The 18,775-nt window shown below is 56.8% G+C and carries 9 protein-coding genes, 1 tRNA gene and 1 pseudogene; 3 read left to right on the forward strand and 8 right to left on the reverse strand.

The features are described 5' to 3' along the window. The first annotated feature begins 35 nt into the window (after nucleotides 1–35). Genes GHO03_RS08060 through GHO03_RS08070 form a run of 3 tightly spaced genes read left to right on the forward strand, consistent with a single transcriptional unit; the run spans nucleotide 36 to nucleotide 2,359 of the window. Nucleotides 36–695: an ankyrin repeat domain-containing protein gene (locus tag GHO03_RS08060; protein WP_095000032.1), complete on the forward strand. Its 660-nt coding sequence runs from the start codon at nucleotides 36–38 to the stop codon at nucleotides 693–695. 19 nt (nucleotides 696–714) lie between these two features. Beyond that, nucleotides 715–1,176: a nucleoside deaminase gene (locus GHO03_RS08065; RefSeq protein WP_153399577.1), complete on the forward strand. Its 462-nt coding sequence runs from the start codon at nucleotides 715–717 to the stop codon at nucleotides 1,174–1,176. Continuing rightward, nucleotides 1,163–2,359, forward strand: coding sequence for a CynX/NimT family MFS transporter (locus GHO03_RS08070; protein WP_153399579.1), 1,197 nt, complete (start codon nucleotides 1,163–1,165; stop codon nucleotides 2,357–2,359). The genes GHO03_RS08065 and GHO03_RS08070 overlap by 14 nt, the downstream gene beginning before the upstream one ends. A gap of 215 nt (nucleotides 2,360–2,574) precedes the next feature. Here the strand turns inward: GHO03_RS08070 and GHO03_RS08075 are convergent. The 8 genes and pseudogenes from GHO03_RS08075 to uvrC form a co-directional block, all read right to left on the reverse strand. Continuing rightward, a pseudogene (locus tag GHO03_RS08075) lies at nucleotides 2,575–2,787 on the reverse strand (polymorphic toxin type 50 domain-containing protein); the annotation flags it as partial. A gap of 127 nt (nucleotides 2,788–2,914) precedes the next feature. After that, the gene (locus tag GHO03_RS08080; RefSeq protein ID WP_153399581.1) at nucleotides 2,915–3,262 is read right to left on the reverse strand and encodes a hypothetical protein; all 348 of its coding nucleotides are present in this window, start codon (nucleotides 3,260–3,262) and stop codon (nucleotides 2,915–2,917) included. Nucleotides 3,263–3,639: 377 nt separating this feature from the next. Next, nucleotides 3,640–3,906, reverse strand: a complete 267-nt coding sequence (locus tag GHO03_RS08085; protein WP_153399583.1) for a hypothetical protein — start codon at nucleotides 3,904–3,906, stop codon at nucleotides 3,640–3,642. Continuing rightward, nucleotides 3,903–14,078, reverse strand: coding sequence for a hemagglutinin repeat-containing protein (locus GHO03_RS08090; RefSeq protein WP_153399585.1), 10,176 nt, complete (start codon nucleotides 14,076–14,078; stop codon nucleotides 3,903–3,905). Before GHO03_RS08090 ends, GHO03_RS08085 begins: the two co-directional genes overlap by 4 nt. 333 nt (nucleotides 14,079–14,411) lie before the next feature. Further along, on the reverse strand, nucleotides 14,412–15,683 hold the full coding sequence (locus GHO03_RS08095) for an OmpP1/FadL family transporter (protein WP_095018457.1): 1,272 nt from the start codon (nucleotides 15,681–15,683) through the stop codon (nucleotides 14,412–14,414). 538 nt (nucleotides 15,684–16,221) lie between these two features. After that, nucleotides 16,222–16,297, reverse strand: a tRNA-Gly gene (locus GHO03_RS08100). Between the two features lie 63 nt (nucleotides 16,298–16,360). Continuing rightward, on the reverse strand, nucleotides 16,361–16,918 hold the full coding sequence (gene pgsA, locus GHO03_RS08105; protein ID WP_016781234.1) for a CDP-diacylglycerol--glycerol-3-phosphate 3-phosphatidyltransferase: 558 nt from the start codon (nucleotides 16,916–16,918) through the stop codon (nucleotides 16,361–16,363). 32 nt (nucleotides 16,919–16,950) lie between these two features. Beyond that, nucleotides 16,951–18,774 (reverse strand): excinuclease ABC subunit UvrC, encoded by a 1,824-nt coding sequence (gene uvrC / locus GHO03_RS08110; RefSeq protein WP_095000028.1) that lies wholly within the window; start codon nucleotides 18,772–18,774, stop codon nucleotides 16,951–16,953. Between the last annotated feature and the right edge of the window lies 1 nt (nucleotide 18,775).

Here is an 18,775-nt window from a genome sequence, read left to right on the forward strand (position 1 = left end):
CTGGCTTTTCACGGGATGTAAAAGAGGGCTCAACCATGGGCAGCCTGACACGCAAATGCGGCCTGCTGACGGTCGCGCTGTTGATAATGGGAGCGGTGATGGCAAGCGACAAGACACTCCTCAATGCCGTCAGCGACGGCGAACTGGACAGGGTCCAGCAACTGATCAGTGAAGGCACGGACCTCAACGTACAGGCGCTGGATGGCAGCAGCGCGCTGCTGCTGGCAACCCGATCGAACCAGATCGAAATCGCCCGGGCCTTGATCCAGGCTGGGGCCGACGTCAACCAGAAGAACCTGATGCGTGACAGCCCCTATCTGTTGGCAGGCGCCAGTGGGCGTAACGAAATCCTGCAAATGACCCTGGCTCACGGTGCCGATCTGCAGAGTACCAACCGCTATGGCGGCACCGCCCTGATCCCGGCATGCGAGCGCGGACATGTTGAAACGGTACGCCTGCTGATCGCAGCAGGGGTTGATCTGAACCATGTCAATCGCCTGGGCTGGACCTGCCTGATGGAAGCCATCGTGCTCTCCGACGGCGGCCCGGCGCATCAGCAGATCATCACCCAGCTGATCAATGCCGGTGCCGACCTGAACCTGCCGGACAGCGACGGCCACACCCCCCTGCAACAAGCGCAGCAGCGCGGCCAGGGCGTGACCGCACAATTGCTGCGTGATGCCGGCGCGCACTGAATCACACCCTGGAGTTGTTATGCATAGCGATGAGTTTTACCTGCAACGCGCCGTGGTCCTGGCCGCCAGCAACGTTGCCGACGGTGGCCGGCCTTTTGCTGCGCTACTGGTCAAAGACGACCAGGTGATCGTTGAGGCCGTCAACACCCTCCATATCAGCCAGGACCCGACTGCGCACGCAGAACTCTTGGCCATACGGGCTGCCAGCCAGCAACTGGGCCCGCGCCTGGAGGGTTGCGTGATCTATGCCAGTGGCCAGCCTTGCCCCATGTGCCTGAGTGCCATGCACCTGTGTGGCGTAACCCGAGTGGTGTATGCCGCCAGCAACCCGCAGGGGGAACCCTTCGGGTTGTCTACGGCAGCGATTTATCAGCAACTGGCGCTGCCGTTGAGCGAACAGAAACTGGCGATACAACACATACCCCAACCGGCCATGGTCGAGATATATAGTGACTGGAAAGCCTGCCATGAGCCTGGATAAACACCCTGCGCGGGTGTTCGCCAATTGGGCATTGCTGGTGGTGCTGGGGCTTAACCTGCGTCCGCTGCTCAGCTCCATCAGCCCGCTGTTGCTTGAGATACGTCATGACACGGGCATGAGTTTCCAGAGCAGTGCCTGGCTGACCAGCCTGCCAGTGATCTGCATGGGTCTGGTGGCCTTGCTCGGCGTACGCCTGCAGGCAGGCCTGGGTGAGCGCCGTGGCGTGGCCCTGGGCTTGTCGATGATCCTGGGCGCCTGCCTGTGGCGCTTGTCTGCCGATCAGGCAGAAACCCTGATGGCCACGGCCTTGCTGGGCGGTGCCGGGGTTGCGCTGATCCAGGTGCTGGTTCCGGCGCTGATCAAGCGCCAGTTTGCGCAGCAGGTTGCGCTGGCTTTAGGGGTGTACTCCGCCTCCCTTATGGCCGGCGGCGGCCTGGCTGCACTCGTCAGCCCGCTGGTGGCCGGCCATTTTGGCCATTGGCAGGCCGGACTGGGGATTTGGCTGGCGCCTGCTCTGGTCGCACTGGTGCTGTGGGGCTTATTGCCCTTTGCCAGCGGTGCCCGAACGGCGGGCGAGCCAGCCATGCGCCCGTGGCGCAACCGGCGCGCGTGGTTACTGGCGCTGTACTTCGGCCTCGTCAACTGTGGCTATATGAGCATGGTGGCGTGGTTGCCCGCCTACTATTTGCAGATGGGCTGGAGTGCAGCACAAAGCGGCTCGCTTCTGGCGTTCATGACCATTTTTCAGGTACTGGCTGCGCTGGTGATGCCTGCGCTGGCCCACCGCAGCACGGACAGGCGCCCGCTCTTGGCGGTCAGCCTGGGAGCGCAGGCACTGGGCTATAGCGGACTGGTCATGTGGCCGCTGGAGTCGCCGTATGTGTGGGTGGCCTTGATTGGTTTTGGCCTGGGTGCCTGTTTCGCCCTGAGCCTGATCCTGACCCTGGACCATTGCCGCAAACCCAGCGAAGCCGCTCAGCTTGCAGGGTTCGTGCAAGGCGCGGGATTTCTTGTCAATGCGGTATCGCCATGGCTGACGGGCTGGCTTCGCGAACTCACGGGGAGTTTTGTTACTGCCTGGTGGGTTCTGGTTGTGGCGGTTGTTGCAATGCTGCTACTGACGCGGATTTTCAGCCCGCAGAGTAATATACGCTGTGGCGGAATCATTCAAGCAGCTGCCTGAAATGCAATCAAAACACAACACTCGAAGAGCTGTTTGGTCAGCAGCAGCAAACCACTGTGCGTAAGCGTGGCCCTGCTCCGAAATGGCAACAGCAACTGAACGAATAAGCAACTCTCTATCATCTGATAATGAATTAGCAATCGCTCTTATTGCAGGATATACCTCACCCATCAGAGCACGCCAAACACACAAAACCAACCAATCAGGAAAAGCATTCACGGTTTCGCTCCGACAGTAGTAGGATTTGCTGGAACAATATGCGCTCCACTTTTACCTGAATGTATTGCTCCATATCTTGTCGCCAAGCCTGATGTGCCATCAATATCAATATTTTTGCCAAAGTCAACTATCGGCTGCCCTCTTGAACCATAACCTACAACAGGAAACTCTCTCACATGAACACCATTAAACAATTTTTGAGGATCGACCCCCTCATGCGTCCGGGAAGAAAATTGTTATGCCGCAGAACATGCTTGCCTTGCTGACCACCATGGATACTACTGGCTACGTTGTCCAGAGACGTGCCTATCGTTTTTGCACCACGAGAGAAAACCTCTAACTAGAGTAATTTTCCTTCATCAAATCAATCGCAACCTCAAGCTTTCGGCGGTTCTCAATGGAAAGTCGACGCTCTTTATATTCATTGAAATCTAACACTTCGACCGATACATCTTCCAAACTATTACTTAATCGCGAGATTTCTACAATTGCAATACGATCTAAGTCGATCAGCACCCAGTAAATATCCTCAGCCTGTTCAGGAATCCAGTTTACGATCAGAGAAAAAGACAACCAGGGAAACGCCGCTTTAATTGCAGCCAACAGTAGAGGATTAGTGCCCCCTGAAAACATCGACGCCATAGAGCTCAGCAAATCCGCTCGCACATTGTCACGAGAACTCATTTGAGCCCCCCTGGGAATGCTGTTACTAGATTCCCATATTTATCAGTCATAACAGTCATTATCGAGGTTGACTGTCCACCACTGAATTTATCCGTACCGATAGAACGCCCAACATCAACTTCGCGCACATAGCGCATACCATCAGCACTGTCTACCATTCGTGTGACAGGTGTACTCACAACCGCGTTGCTTTGCAGAAGACCACGCAACTCATGCTCCCCGATAGAAAACTGGCTTGCATTTACTTTGCCCGACAAGTGACATGAAGCCAAGTGCTCCATACCATCATTAGCTAAGTTTACTCGGGACTGGACTAGACCTGGAACACCTTCCAAGGTGTTCAAAGGTCCTTTTGCCCCAACCTCAATGCGAAAAAATTACAAACCGTCTACATCTGCGCTACTCCCTCGATTAACCGCATCCAGAAGCAGTTCGAGCTCAAGCCCATAACTATTCGGCTCAAAGCTCTCTTCTATACCACTCATCAGGAACTCATTAGAAATCAACTCACATAGCTCGTCTATCTCACTCGGCGCTAACGAGCCATGAAGTAATTTCTCAGCTAGAGCTAGTTGTGCTTCTCCCCTCAGAAAACACAGCGTCACTAAAAGCTGCCATTGAGCGCTTGTTAAAATGCAACTCATTTCCCTGTCCCCGAAGACGACTTGCCCCACCCAGTGACCACTGTACCTTCAGAATTGATCACTATGACGGCGTCCGTCCCAGTATATCTAAATGTTGGACCGTACTTTGAAGGGACATATTCAATTTTTAGAGGGCTAGACCAAGCGCTATTGAGGGCAGACTGGCTCACGCCAATACCGCCATCTCTTCCCGCAAATTGCTCTAATGCATGAGATGAATAGCCGTTGATCTGTGTCGGAGCACTTGTTCCAGCTACCTGTTCAGCAGCCAATTGCATTTTAAGCTTAGCAGCATTTGCTGCACTGCTCGCGCCTGAGTTAGGGATAGACGGAATGCCTTTTGCACCAACACCCGCAGCAGCCTTACCAGCCGCCAATTTGGCAAGAACCGCCTCAACAACAACCTTGGCGCCCTTACCTGCCGGCATCAACAGCATAGCAGCATCAAGCTCGGGCGCTATGGTTGTAATCCCTCTGCCTGCCAAATCTGACAAACGCTGGGTAGCCGATTTTATACCTGACTCAGTACTGGACAACGCACCCATTTCTTTCGAATGCGCGCTGGTTTGCTCCTGGCCGTATTGCCGCCATTGCTCATACACCACGCCTTGACCATGCAAGACTGACGCATTGAACAGCGTTGAGTCATTGAACTGTTTTTCGGTTGCTCTGAACGCGAAGGCTTTCTCGCCATTGGCAACAATTTGGCTTCCATCGCCCCACTTCAGAGGGATTTTCTGTGCCGCCAGTTGCCCAATAATCCCTTTGGCAATATTCAGGTCATCGATAAAATTTCGGGACTGCGGATCATTGCCTGTGGATTGCGCAACCAAACCGCTCAAACGGGCTTCATCAGCAGCATCCAGGGCGCCACCCGCAGCAATCATCAACAAATCCAGCCAAAGGGCACTGGATCTTGGCGCTCCCAGGGTTTTGTAAAGCTCTTCGGCCTGTTTCTCCAGAACCGGAATTTCTTGTTGCTTATGCAGCTGCCTATTGAAGGCTTCCACACCAAACCCTGCCCCACCTGCCACCACAGCCTCGCCGGGCCCACTTCCAGCCCCCGCAGAGGCTCCAACGCCTGTCGCAATCAATGCAGCTATAGCATCTTGTTCCTGACGAGACAGCCCACTGTCTTTCAGCGCCTGACCCACCGATGGCATCAACGCCGCAGAGGCTCCAGCTCCCAGAGCACCCGCCTGCGCATTGCCGCTGGACAAACCTATTGCCGCACCCGCCAACGCATGCAGCAAGACACGAGCTGCACCGCCTTCATCCCAGGCTGCCTTTACTGCACTGTCCGTAGATTTATCTCTTTGCGCGGTAGCGAAATCACCGATTTTTTTAAAAATCTCACTGGATGATACGTTCGCAACAACACCCACAGCCGTACTGCCCGTTGCCCCTCCCAGGCCCGCCGCGATCAGGCCCGATGCAATATTGGCCATCAGCCGTTTATCGCCCCCGACCTGCCAGCTCCTGGCGTCATCCAGCGCAAGCGCAGCCGCTTGTTGTTGCTCTGGGGTAGTTGCCTCATTGGCCTGTTTGGTTGCCGCATCAGCCTTGGCTTTGGCCACGCTATTAATTACGCTGTTGGACAGCTGCGCCGAGCTTTGAATCAGGTCGATGCGCGCTTGCATGGCCTTTTCATCAGGCCGATCCAGATGCTGATTGGCGTTGACAGTGTCGCGATTCAGCCCCACCAGGTCATTGCCGCCATCGGCGTTGCGCACGGTGATGGTGCCTTCACTGATGGCGCTTTGGGTTTTACTCTTCTCAGAGTCCTTGAGATACACCGGCAGCGTGCCGCCAGCGACCGAGCGGGCATCCACCCCGTCCCCTGCCAAGGCCCCGGAATAGCTCAAACTCCCGGCCTGACTTGTTATGGCGCTTTTATTTTTGATGTCACTGACCAACAGGCGATCAGTGCTGAGATGGTTTTTGTCAGCCGGCGCATCGCTGGCAATCACGGCGCCTAGAAGCGCGGTGGTTTTTCCGACGTTGATGTCGTAACCACCTGTGCCCGCAGACAGGCCCGTCTGATCGGTCACAGCCTGATAATCGCTGTACATTTTGCTGCCAGCGATATTGGCCGAAGCGGATACCGGAGCGCCCACACAAAACGGGGGCACACAAATACTGCCGCCCACGCCACCGCTGGTTTGCCTGTTCTTCTGGCGGGCTTCACCCTGACGTGAAGCCATGCTCAGATTGCCACTGATATCAGCCTTGATGGCATCCGCCCGCACTTGAGCACCGGCCAACGCAGTGTCCTGGCCGCTTTTGAGCACCAGCAGTCCAGTGTCTAACGTGCTGTTGACCTGGCTGACTTCCCGCCCTTTACCCATGCCCTTGGCCAGTTGTGCGCCAAGGTCGAGGGTGAAACCCGTTTGTTCACCCACATTGAAGCTGACACCCATACTGGTTTTGTCGTTTTTACTTTGGTTGTCCCAGCTTTTCCGGTCTTGGGCGCTTTCCAGGGTGATGTCATGCTCTGCCCGCAACAGGGTGTCTCTAGCCTTGAGGCTGCTGCCAATGACATGAATATCGCCCTGGGTGTCGGGGGCATTGCCTGTTGCCACAATGGCCAGACTGCCGCCACTGTTGAGGGTGGATTGCCTGGCTGTTTCAGCGTTGTACTCACTGCTGCTTTTCTTGTTAGTGGAGCCCAGTTCGGTACCGATTTTTATCAGCGCGCCACCGCTATTGGCTGGCTTACCTTCTGACACATTCGCGGCACTGGCATCCATATTGCCTGCGGCGTTGTAAGCAGACAGCAACGCCTGCGCGCCCTTGACTGCCTTGAGACGGCTGTCGTCAGCCTGCTGCGAAGCCCGCACGTCGTTACGAATGCTGGTGACCGTATCGACCACCATGCCACCCACTACCCGCCCCACGCCCATACTCCTGGAGCTGTCTCGAGTGGTCTGGTACGCGGTTTCAGTACCCGCGGCGATGGTGACATTGGAACCGCTCAGGCCCATGTCCTGGGTACTGACCAAGTCACTGGCTATCACCTTCAACTCACGACCCGCAGTCAGGATCACGTCACCGACGCTGGAGCCCAGGGTGCTGCCCTGCAAGGTGCTCTCCTGTGCAGTGCCGTTGTGCTTTTGGCCACTGTTGGAAAGATGCAGGTTGCCGCTAATATCGTCCAACCCAAGGTTGTTCCCGGTCAGCACACCTGTGAGGTCGCGCTTTTTCTCCTTGCGCATCTCGGTTCGCGTAAACGTGTTGATTGCCGCATCAACAGTCAGGTCACGCCCGGCTTGAACAGTAAGGTCATCGGTGCTGACCAGCGCCGAACCCGTGACTTTTACGTCTCGCCTGGCAGCCACATTGACCGTGTCACCCGAGACAATGCTTCCTACAGCTGTCGTGCTGGCTTCACTGACCTGACGCTTGGCCTTGCTCGAGTTCAGGCCACCCCAACTGCTTTTACTTTGACTGTTCTCGTGGCGCACACTGCTGGAATCACTGGCGGCGAGGATCTGAATATTGTTGCCCGCAAGCAGCTTGGCAGCACCTTGCTTTGCATTGACCGCACTGACTTGCAAGAGCAGGTCATCACCCGCCACCAAGGTGCTGTTACCCCCCGAGGTGACCAGACTGCCAACGTTAGTGAGGGTGTCGGTTTCGTTCAGGCGGAAGGATTTTCCGGACGAGCTTTTTTTGCTCTTGCTATAGAAGCTGTAATCCAGTTCCTCTGCGGACTTGAGCTCAAGGCTTGCGCCAGCCACCAGGTATGCTTCACCGCCCGCCTCCACCCGACTGCCAATTACCGCCATATCCTGCCCGGCACTCAGCGTCACATCGCCACCGGCCTTGACCACGCTCGAGACCTGGCTGACGCGATCGTCCCGGGTTTTGACTTTTTTGGTGTTGAGCGCGCTGTGCTGCTCGTTTGCAGCCGAGGCCAGGGTCAGGTCGCCCGATGCGGCCATGGCCAGGTCGCGGGTGGCTGCAATCTGGCTGGCGATAGCGCTGATATCCCGCGCGGCAACAATCTGGAAGTCGCGACCCGCTTCAATGACAGAGCCATATTGGGTGACGCTCTCGCCACGCGACAGTGTGCCGGCAACCTGGCTGTTGCGTTGTTCTGTGGCAATAAGGTTGACGTCACGACCTGCCTTGATGGTGGTGTCTGCGCCGCTTTTGATTACGCTACCAACACTGTGGACGTCGCGGCCCGCGTGCAGAGACAGGTTGTTCGCCGCTTCAATGCGAGCGGCGCTGTCCATGAAGTCGGTGCGTTCGCTGCGATAGCCGTTGCTGCTGTTATGACGGATAACGGTGCGCTCATTGAGTAGATCACCCTTGCTGGCCGTTAGGCTGATATCGCGCCCGGCAAGGATGCCGCCCGCCTTGTTGCTCAGGTTATTGCCCGTCAGCAGGTCGAGGCGGTTGCCGGCGTCGATCAGGCCGCTGTTGATCAGGTGGTTACCTGCGTTGGCTGACAGGTTTTCTGTGGCCCGCAAGGTGCCGACGTTTTTGAGGTCTTGACCTGTGATCAGGTTGACGTTGTTTCCGGCAATCAATGCGCCATTAGGGGCCAGGCGTTTGTTCGCCTGGGCCATGTACAACACCGGAACCAGCACTTGCTGGTTGTTGATCGTGGTGTTTTCCAACCAGACGATATCGTGGGTCAGGGCCACGATCTGTTCGCTTGTCAGGGTGATACCCACCGAGAGGTTGAGCGCCTGCTTGCTGGCGACAGCATTGTCCATCAGGTATTTAAACGTCGCCGCATCGCTGGTTTGGCCGTCGATAAAACGCTGGCCAGTACGGGCGGTGAGGGCTTGCTGAATCAGGCGCTGTTCATAAAAGCCGTCACCCAGGCGCTTCTGGCTTTGGTCCGGCTCGTAACCCAACTTCGCCAGCAGGTAGTCCGAGCCCATAAATTGTTTGAGGTGGGTCAGAGCCGGGTTGGTTTCGATCAGGTATTTGTGCGGGCTGGTTACAACGTTTGTGTCAGGCAAGCCCTGAACACGGTTGATGGTCAGGCCGTCAATCGCTGTTGCAGAACCTGCTGCACCTGAGAGGTCGACCGGTAGGGAGGGAGAGTGAACGGCCGACACAGTGCTGCTGCCCTGCCCGCTCAGGCGAAACAGGCCGTTCTGGCCCTCAGGCAAGCTGAAGCCGGGCAGCTCTACCGGGTTCACTTGTTGCTGGGCCACATCCGCTGGCAATTGGGCGTTGATGTGGATCGGTGTGGAGTAGCCACTTCCCGCGCCCGTGTCGGTTGGCGTACGGCCGGCAGCGACATAACCGTAGTACGGCCGGATCACGCTGTTGTTAAGGCTTTGCCCGGCACTGAGGTTGACGTCGCCCCCGGCTTGGATCACAGCGTCATGGGCCTGCCCGTCGATGTTTTGGGTGCGGGTGGTGTGCGATAGCTTGCCACCGCCCAGCAGGCCAATAAAGTAACTCAGGTCAGACTCAACGGTGGCCGAGGGTGTGGGGCTGTTTTTGGCATTGAAATTGGCAGCCGCCGGGATGGCCGCAAAAATCTGTGTGACATAGTTCCAGTACGTGCGGGTGGTGGTGATCTCCTGCGCTTGCACGCCCAGGTTGTTAAGGGTCTCTGCGGTGGCCGTCACGTTGCCTGTGGCGGCAATGGTGCTGCTGTGGTTATTGAGCGTCCCGGCGTGGATCTGGAGGTCCGCGCCACTGCCCAAGAGCGAAGCCGCTGTGCTTCGGGTAACGTTCAGGCGATCGATTTCATCGATTTGCCACAGGCCGTTTCGCCGCCCTTTACGACGAAAGTCACAACCGGCACCAGGTATCAAGTTGCAATCGAGCTCAGTGATGGTCACCGAGCTTTTTTCCTGGGCCGTGTATTCCAGCACATCCCGCACGTTATTCACGGTCATGGCGCGGATGCTCAGGTTCTGCGCGCTTTCAACCGTGCCGGAGCGGTTGTCCAGCAAATCGGCCTGGTTGTGATCTGTATCTTTGGCGATCAGCACATCGCCCAGGCCATAGACCGTCGCATAGGCATTGGTGAAGGTGGTGGACAGCAGCTGCATGTCACCGCCGCTGAAAATCAGACCATCGCGATTGAGTGCTGTGTCGGCAGTGAGCACAAGGTTCGCGCCAGCCCCCAGTGTGCCGGTGTTGGACACCTCATTGGCAATGAGGTTGAGGTCGGTCGCAGACGTCATCCGCCCGGCGTTGTTCAACTGTCCTGCCACTGTGACCCGGGTACCGTCACCACCGGCCAGGGTGGCGGTTTCGCTGAAGTGCAGTTGCGCGGCGCGCAGATCCAGGGATCCGAGGCTGCTCAGCCGACCACTGGCCGAGTAAGTACCCTCCAGGTTGATACTCAGAGTGCCGTCACTGGCGAGCAAACCGTTGTTGGACCAGTTCCCGCCTGCGCCAACAAAACTGTTGGATGCCAGTAACTGGCCGCCCGCAACTTGATTGAGGCTGTTGACGTTGACTGTCAGGCGCGCGGCCTGAATCACGCTGCTGTTGGTCCAGCTGTCCTGGTTGAGGGTCAGGCCACCTCGACTCTCCAGACTGCCGCCAACGTTGTCGAGGATCGACGGATCAATGGCGAAAGTGCCGCTGCCGGAATGCAGTACCTTGCCACCCGCGTTCTGGAAGCTGCCCGCGAGTAACGTCAACTCAGTATTGGCGCTTTCCAGGGTGCCGTTGCGGTTGTCCAGCAGCCCGCCAATCTGGAACAAGGTATCGCCGCTGGTACCCAGCGTACGCAACTGCCCCGTCCGGTTATCCACGCTGGCGGCGCTGACACTCAGGGTTCCTGTGCTTTCGATAAGGCCTTTATGGTTATTCAGGGCGTTGCTCAGATCGAGGCTGACGTGCTCTGCTGCCACACGCCCACCTGTTTCGCCGCTGTTGTCGAAGGCGTTGCCGGTTATTGTCAGCAGACGCTTGACGTAGAGATTGCCGTCGCGATTGTCAAAAGCGTCGGTGGTCACGAGGGCATCGCCCACTTGCGCTGAGATTTTCCCGCCGACGTTATCGATACTGCCCGCGATCAGATTCAGACGCAGGCCCTGGATGATCCCTGCCACACCGTTGCGCAGTACACCGACTACGCGAGCATTGAGGGCTTGCTTGAGGCTGCCAAGCTCACCACCACGGTTATCCAGGTTGGCGGCCTTGATCGCCAAATCACCGTTTTGGGCAATCAGTTTGCCACCCTGATTGTCGATATTTTCAGTAATGTCCAGTTCTAAGCCGGTCTTGCCTTGCACCTTGCCCTTGGCGTTGTCCAGGCGGCTAGCGGTAAGTTTGAGCTCGCCGTCCTGGCTGTAGATCAGGCCGTCATTGCTGTTTTGCACCAGGCCACTGACGCTAATGTCCAACTTGCCATCTGCCGCGACTGTGCCGCGATTGCGGTTGTCCAGGCCAGCGGTCATCAGGCTCAGCACGCTTCTGCTGACCAGCTCACCGCCCTGGTTGTCGATCTGCGCCGCCCGCTGGATCAATAGCGGGCCACCGCTGGACAGCTTGCCGCGGGTGTTGGTCAAGGTGCCAGGCAGGTCGAGGGTTGTGGCGGCGGCACCTTTGATACTGCCAGCACTGTTGTCGAGATCACGTGCACTCAGATACAGAGCCGCACCACTGTCAATCACCCCGCCCTCGGCGTTGTTCAGCCAACCACTGATATCAAGGGTTTGGGCGCCAGCACTGGTTATATTGCCCTGACCGCTGTTGTCCAGGTTGGCCGCTGTGACGGTCAGGTTTTTTTGGCTGACCAGAATACCTGTACCGCTATTGAGAAGGCTGGAGCTGAGATGGGCATCAAGGTTGCCGTAAAGGCTGGACAGTTTGCCGCTGTTGCGATTGTCGAGCGTTGTACCGGTGGCATTCAAGCCCTGCCAGCCGGAGATCAGCCCGCCCTGATTGAGCAGGTTGTCACCATTGATGACCAACAGGTTGTTGCTGATCAGCTTGCCGCCCGTATTATCAAGGTTGCGGACACTCAGGCTAAGGGTTTGCGTAGTGGAAATCTCGCCGCCACGGTTGTTCAGGTCACGCAGGTGCTTGAGGGTCAAAGGGCCTGCTGTGGTGATCAGGCCGCCCATATTGTTGAGATCGCCTGTGGCAGTACCCAAGTCGAGCGTGATGGCCTTGCCCTGCAGCGAACCCTTTTCGTTGTTCAACCCACCACTGCTGATAGCAAGTTGGCCTGCGCTGGAAATGCTGCCCTGGTGGTTGGACAACTCAGTCGCAGAGAGGCTTAACCCGCCGTCACTGCTGATCAGGCCCAAGGTGTTTGCCACGCCGGCACTAAGCTCAAGACGGCTGTGTTTTTCGCTGGTAAGCCTACCGCCCGTGTTGTCCAGGCGAAAACCCGTCAACGACAAACCAGCCTGGCTCGACACTTCGCCTTTACGGTTATCGATATCGGCCACATCAAGCGTCAGCCCTTGAGCGCCGCCGACCAGGCCTTTATGACGGTTGTCCAGGATATTACTGCTCAGTTGGACGGCACCTTGGCCGATCAGTTGACCTTGCTGGTTGTTTAGATCCTGCACTTGAACCTTGAGGTTCTGCTTGCCGGAAATCCGGCCGCTGCTGTTATCGAGGCGGGTTGCAGTTACGCTTGCGTTGCCGTCGGATATCACTACGCCACTGCGGTTCTGCAATGTGCCATCAACGGCCAGGCGCATCTCACCCTGACTGCTGAGCATGCCGGTGCGGTTGTCCAGGCTGCCGATCCGGGCGTCGATGCTGCTGGCTGAAACCAGACCTTGGCTGTTAAGTAACCGATCAGTTTTGAGGTCGAGACTGGCGCTACTCAGAATCCGCCCTTTGTTCTGGTTATCCAGAGTGTCTGCACGGATGCTGGCGGCCTGTTTGGCGCTCAGCGTGCCCCCCTGATTGCTCAGGATTTGGGCGCTAGCTGTCAGGTGACGACTGGCAATGATGCTGGCGTGTGTGTTCGCAAGCGTTTTTGCGGCGATGTACACATCGCCATGACTGTTGCGGGAATGGTCGGCATTGACCCCGGCCTCGATAATGCCGTGATTGGTCAACTGCGCGCCGCTGGAGAGCTTGATGCTGTCACGTGCGATAAGGTTTTTACGGCTGCTCAGGTCGCCTTGAGCCTGCATATCCAGTGTGCTGCCAGCATAGATCGCCTCTTGGGCATCGAGACTTCCAGCCTTGCCTGTGATCGCACTGCTGGCCGTGACTTGAGCCATACGCAAATGCCCATTGGCATCGAGCTGTATATCCCCGCCACTGGCCGCCAGCGTGCCGTCCAGCTTGACCCCGACACCGGCCTCGGTACCCACCAGCCTGATGGCGCCCGCATACATTCCGCCCAAGGCGCTGGAGTCAATTGCCAACTGCGGCTTGGCGCTGCCGTCATCCGCGCGCGCAGTGGCGTGCAGGGTCCGGGCATTGACGTCGTTGCGACCGGCAATCACCGTCAAGTGACGCGCATTGATCTGGGCGTTGATCTTCGCCGAGCGGGTGATGATGTCGAAGCGATCGATATTACTGGCGTTCAAACCCTGACCGTCAATGGTCACCGTACCGCCATCAACCTGATAACGATCCAGACGACCATTATCAAACAGGGGTTTGCCCGTGCTAAGCGTGACACTGGGAGTATTGATAAAACCGCAGCCATTACAGGTAATACCGTAGGGGTTGGCCACGATCACCTTGGCCGACTGCCCCGCCACTTCGGTATAACCGCGCAACTGGCTGGGACTGCCGCCGTTGACTTCGTTGAGGATGATATGGGCGGCGTTGCCCTGCAGGTTCGGGTTGCCGAGGATGATGCCGCCCAGTTGGGTCGACTGGGTACGGTCAATGCCGTTGTTGAGGATCAGGCCATTGGCACCGACGTTGTAGTCATTAAACTGGTTATGCGACAGACCGCTGCCATTGGGTGCAGCAATATTGACGATCGGAACACCATTACCCGCCGCTCCCAGGCTGGTGCCTGGCCCGCTGACAACGATGCCTTCGGCCTGCACCAGCAGTGGTTGCCAGAACAGCGCATTGGCCAAAATAAAGGCCAGGCCACGTTTAGGCATGCCCAAGAAAGATTCCCGGGCATGCAGTGCTGCTGAAGACTGGCGGGCCAAGAAGGCTGAATGCCGATCATCCCTGTCGGTTTCTGGGGATAACAAACCCAGCTTGGCCAGGCTGCCCGGTACAACCGGAAATAAAGACCTCATCCCGAGATAACATCCAAACATGCTTACTCCATCCGTGATTCGCCAAACTTGATGAGTGAGGCAAAGTCTTTTCAACGAGACAATTCGCAGGCAAAAGCCTTGGCGCGTCTCCGGGTGGGGTAAGTCTTGGATATGTTTGAATGAAAAGAGTTAGGACGCTTCCGATATCAATAGCGAAACGTCTCTTCAGAGCAGCTGACTGTCACTGCCATAAATTTGATCTGTCGTAGCACGCCCTAGGGTTTGAGCCAGATATGCGCCGCAATAAATGCGAAACATATCTGGCCCTACTCTGCTTCAGATCACTGCAGTGATATTGCGTAAACCCGCAGATCAGAAACGATAGGTGATCGAAGTACCAAAACCGCTCGCGCTGTTTTTGTAGGTAGAGCTGTACGCGCCCTTGGAAGCCGAGCTGTCGTTGACCTTGGTACTGTCTTCCCACAGGTAGGAGTACGCCAGGTCGATCGTCATGTTACTCACCGGCGTCCAGCCAGCGCCGAAGCTGATGGCGGTACGGTCACCGGTGGGGATACGCGGCGAACGGTTGCTGTTGTTGGTCGGCGACTCATCGACTGACAAGCCCGTGCGCAACACCCATTGCGGATTCAACTGATACGCGACGCCAATGGCGTGGGCCCAGGTGTCGTGCCAGTTCTGCTCCTCGGTAATGGTGCTCAACGAGCCGCCAAGACGCGGGCTGACATCACTGTTCTGAGCGGTAATGTCCTTGAGGCGGCTCCAGCGGGTCCAGGTGCTCCCCGCATACAGGGTCCAGTCATCATTGAGCTGGTGAGTGACCGAGAAGTCCACGGACTCCGGCGTGTCCAGGTCCAGCTTGGCATCGTAGCTCTGGCCGCTCAGGCCCAGCAGGCTGAAGGTACCGCCAGTGACCTTGGTAGTGCCCTTGAGGTTGTAACTGACCTTGGAGTGATACGTCAGGCCCACACGGGTGCTGTCAGTGGCCTGTACCAGGATGCCGGCGTTGAAACCGATGGCCGTGTCATCGCCGCTGATCTTCACCTTGCCGTCGTTACTGCCCGGGGTAAGGGCATTTGGCACTTGTGAAGTCAGTTCACCGTCAATGCGGTTGATGGTCGGACCAAACCCGATCGACACCTTGTCATTGAAGGCATAGCTGACCGTAGGCTGGAACGTCATGACTTGAATCTTGCTTTTATTGGCGAAGTAGCGGCCGGCGAAACCACTGCCATAGTCCGTAATCAAACCAAACGGCACATAGAAACCGACACCGAAAGCCCAGTGTTCATCAATCGGCTTGACGTAATAACCCATTGGCACCGCAGTCAACGGCACCATATCGCCGTCTTCCTTGCCGCCAAAGGTACTGCGGGTATGGCTGATATCGGTTTTCGCCACAAGCAAGGCAGCACCTGCACTCACCTGCTCCTGTTTCAGGCGCGCCATGCCCGCAGGGTTGCCGTATACGGTACTGGCATCATCGGCAGAGGACGAGCGGCCGGCGAAGCCAGTGCCCATGCCGCTGATACTTTGTTCATTGATTGCAAGACCGCTGGCAAGTAGCTGAGACGACGCAAGTGCAACGGCAAGACCGAGGGTGGTCTTGAAGAATAGTTTTTTCATTATTAGAGGTCCAGTGATCAACGGGGCGCAAACTACCAATATTCCTGATCCGTTGCCAGAGCCTGTTATATAGAAATCAATTGCCTTGTAGGACAATACAACAAGAGCGCGCCGTTATTCAGCGGGCGAATACCCGCTGATGGGCAGAGCTGATCAACTGATTGATTTCGCTAACATATTAAAGCGCTAAAGATCATTAAACATGATGCACTAAACATGAAATCGCAATCTGCTGTCCGGGAGCTGATGGCGCCGGACTTGAGTGAAGTGGGTCGCTGGCGGGGCAAGTGCGCTTTTCTTGAAAGAGCTGCGAACTTTAAATAAACCCATATTCAACGTCTCAATCAAACAGGCCAGGGAATAGCAAACGGTTGGGCATTTAATAGATCAATACGCTGTGTCGGGCGCACATCATTTTCAGCCCGCGGCTTCAGAAGAGCGATTCAGCATCCCCGAATAAAACGCCAGAAACGAAAAAAGGACCCGAAGGTCCTTTGTTCTGCCCTTGCGAATCCGATTGAATTCACTGGGCCATGTTTGGAGCGGGAAACGAGACTCGAACTCGCGACCCCGACCTTGGCAAGGTCGTGCTCTACCAACTGAGCTATTCCCGCTTGGTGATGCGCATTCTATAGAAATCTAATAACGCGTCAAGCCTTTGTTTTAAAAAGTTTTATTTATTTTACCGAGGTGGTCTTCAGATGCGGCCAGGCAGCCCGCAAATACTGGAGCATCGACCACAGGGTCAGACCGGCAGCTACCAACAGCAACCCGTACCCTACCAATACCCAGAAGCTGAAGTCCGACGGATTGGCCAGCAGTATGACCAGAGCGAGCATTTGCGCTGCGGTTTTCCATTTGCCCATGTTCGAGACCGCAACCTGGGCCCGTGCCCCCAGCTCCGCCATCCACTCGCGCAACGCGGAGATGACGATCTCACGGCCAATAATCACCGCCGCCGGCAAGGTCAGCCACACGTTGTGATGCTCTTGCACCAGCAACACCAAAGCCACAGCCACCATCAACTTGTCGGCCACCGGATCCAGAAAGGCACCAAAAGGCGTGCTCTGCTCCAGCCGGCGGGCCAGGTAGCCGTCAAGCCAGTCGGTCGCCGCCGCAAAGGCAAAGACTGAGCTGGCGGCTGCATAACTCCAGCTGTAAGGCAGGTAAAACAACAAAATGAAGAAAGGAATAAGTAGAACGCGTAGTACGGTGATCAAATTAGGGATATTCATCGGCACAACTGGCTACGAGGTGAGGTGGCATTCTACTCGCTGTGCAGGTTTGCATAAATCAACTCAGCGAGCTTTTTACTGATCCCGGGTGCTTTGGCGATCTCCTCGATGCTTGCACGAGATAGCTCCTGTAAGCCACCAAAATGTTTCAATAAATCTCGGCGGCGGGTCGGCCCTACCCCTGCAATGCCTTCCAGCGTTGAGGTTCGACGGGTTTTTCCGCGTCGCGCCCGGTGCCCGGTAATTGCAAAGCGGTGGGCCTCGTCACGGATTTGCTGGATCAGATGCAAGGCCGGCGAGTCACCCTTGAGGGTGAATTCATGGGCCGCATCATTCAGGTAAAGCGTTTCAAAACCGGCCTTGCGCGTCGTACCTTTGGCCACGCCAAGCAAAATCAGGTCGGGTACTGCCAATTCATTCAGCACATCACGGGCCATCGACATCTGCCCCTTGCCACCGTCGACCAGAAGAATGTCCGGCAGTTTGCCCTCTCCCTCCTTGAGTCGACTGAAGCGCCGCATCAGTGCCTGGTGCATGGCCGCATAGTCGTCGCCAGGCGTGACACCTTCAATGTTAAAGCGCCGGTAGTCGGACTTGATCGGCCCCTCGGGGCCAAACACCACGCAGGACGCCACAGTGGCCTCGCCGCTGGAGTGGCTGATGTCATAGCACTCCAGGCGCTGCGGAATCTCATCGAGTTTCAATACCTGGGCCAAGGCTTCAAAACGCGCCGCCACATGCAGGCGATTGGTCAGGCGGGCCATCAGCGCTTGCTCGGCGTTGGTGACCGCCAACTGCTGCCAGCGCGCCCGGGTGCCACGCACACGATAGCTGATCGCCAGCTCTCGGCCACGCAGCTCGGCGATTGCATCGATAATCGCCCCGAAGCTCTCATGCTCCACGTTGACGATCAACTCGCTGGGCAGGTCGCGCTCGGGGCTGCTGATGTAGTACTGGCCAAGAAAGGCCGCCATGACTTCGGCGACATCTTCCTCAATACCTACCTGAGGGAAAAAATTCTTGCTGCCCAGCACACGCCCGCCGCGCACGTTGATCAGGTGCACACAGGCGCCGCCCGGGTTGACGAAAGCGGCAATCACGTCCACGTCGCCGTTACCGCCCTCCATGCTTTGCTGGTCCTGAACCCGGCGCAGCAAGGAAATCTGGTCACGCACCTCAGCGGCACGCTCGAAGTCCAGCGTGCTGGCAGCCTGTTCCATGGCTGCGTTCAACTCATCGGTCAGGGCACTGCTACGCCCTTCAAGGAACATGATCGAATGGCGTACGTCCTCGGCATATTCCTGCGGGTCAACCAGGCCGACACAAGGCGCCTTGCAACGCTTGATCTGGTACTGCAAGCAAGGTCGCGTTCTGTTTTTGAAGTAGCTGTCGTCGCACTGACGCACCAGAAAAGTCTTCTGCAGGATACTCAGACTTTCACGGATGGCGCCGGCGCTGGGGTAAGGCCCGAAATACTTGCCTTTCAGTTTTTTGGCACCGCGGTGAATACTCAGCCGCGGGTATTGACCATCCGACAAAAACACATAGGGATAGGACTTGTCGTCGCGCAACAGGATGTTGTACGGCGGACGCCACTCTTTGATAAGCGTCTGCTCAAGCAACAGCGCTTCGGTTTCGTTGGCGGTAATAGTGGTTTCAATTTGCGCAATACGCGCAACCAGTGCAGCCGTCTTGGGCGCCAGGCCGGTTTTGCGAAAATAGCTGGCCAGGCGTTTTTTCAGGTGCTTGGCCTTGCCCACATAGAGAAGCCGCGCATCGCTGTCGAACATGCGATACACGCCGGGTCGACCACTGCAGGTCGAAAGAAATGCACTTGCATCAAACACGTCTGTCATC

The sequence above is a fragment of the Pseudomonas sp. FSL R10-1339 genome, assembly GCF_009600545.1.
GTDB classification, from domain to species: Bacteria; Pseudomonadota; Gammaproteobacteria; order Pseudomonadales; family Pseudomonadaceae; genus Aquipseudomonas; species Aquipseudomonas bubulae.

Coding starts and splice junctions, on each gene's coding strand:
- GHO03_RS08060 (WP_095000032.1), top strand. CDS start 36: ATGGGCAGCCTGACACGCAAATGCGGCCTGCTGACGGTCGCGCTGTTG.
- GHO03_RS08065 (WP_153399577.1), top strand. CDS start 715: ATGCATAGCGATGAGTTTTACCTGCAACGCGCCGTGGTCCTGGCCGCC.
- GHO03_RS08070 (WP_153399579.1), top strand. CDS start 1,163: ATGAGCCTGGATAAACACCCTGCGCGGGTGTTCGCCAATTGGGCATTG.
- GHO03_RS08080 (WP_153399581.1), bottom strand. CDS start 3,262: ATGAGTTCTCGTGACAATGTGCGAGCGGATTTGCTGAGCTCTATGGCG.
- GHO03_RS08085 (WP_153399583.1), bottom strand. CDS start 3,906: ATGAGTTGCATTTTAACAAGCGCTCAATGGCAGCTTTTAGTGACGCTG.
- GHO03_RS08090 (WP_153399585.1), bottom strand. CDS start 14,078: ATGAGGTCTTTATTTCCGGTTGTACCGGGCAGCCTGGCCAAGCTGGGT.
- GHO03_RS08095 (WP_095018457.1), bottom strand. CDS start 15,683: ATGAAAAAACTATTCTTCAAGACCACCCTCGGTCTTGCCGTTGCACTT.
- pgsA (WP_016781234.1), bottom strand. CDS start 16,918: ATGAATATCCCTAATTTGATCACCGTACTACGCGTTCTACTTATTCCT.
- uvrC (WP_095000028.1), bottom strand. CDS start 18,774: ATGACAGACGTGTTTGATGCAAGTGCATTTCTTTCGACCTGCAGTGGT.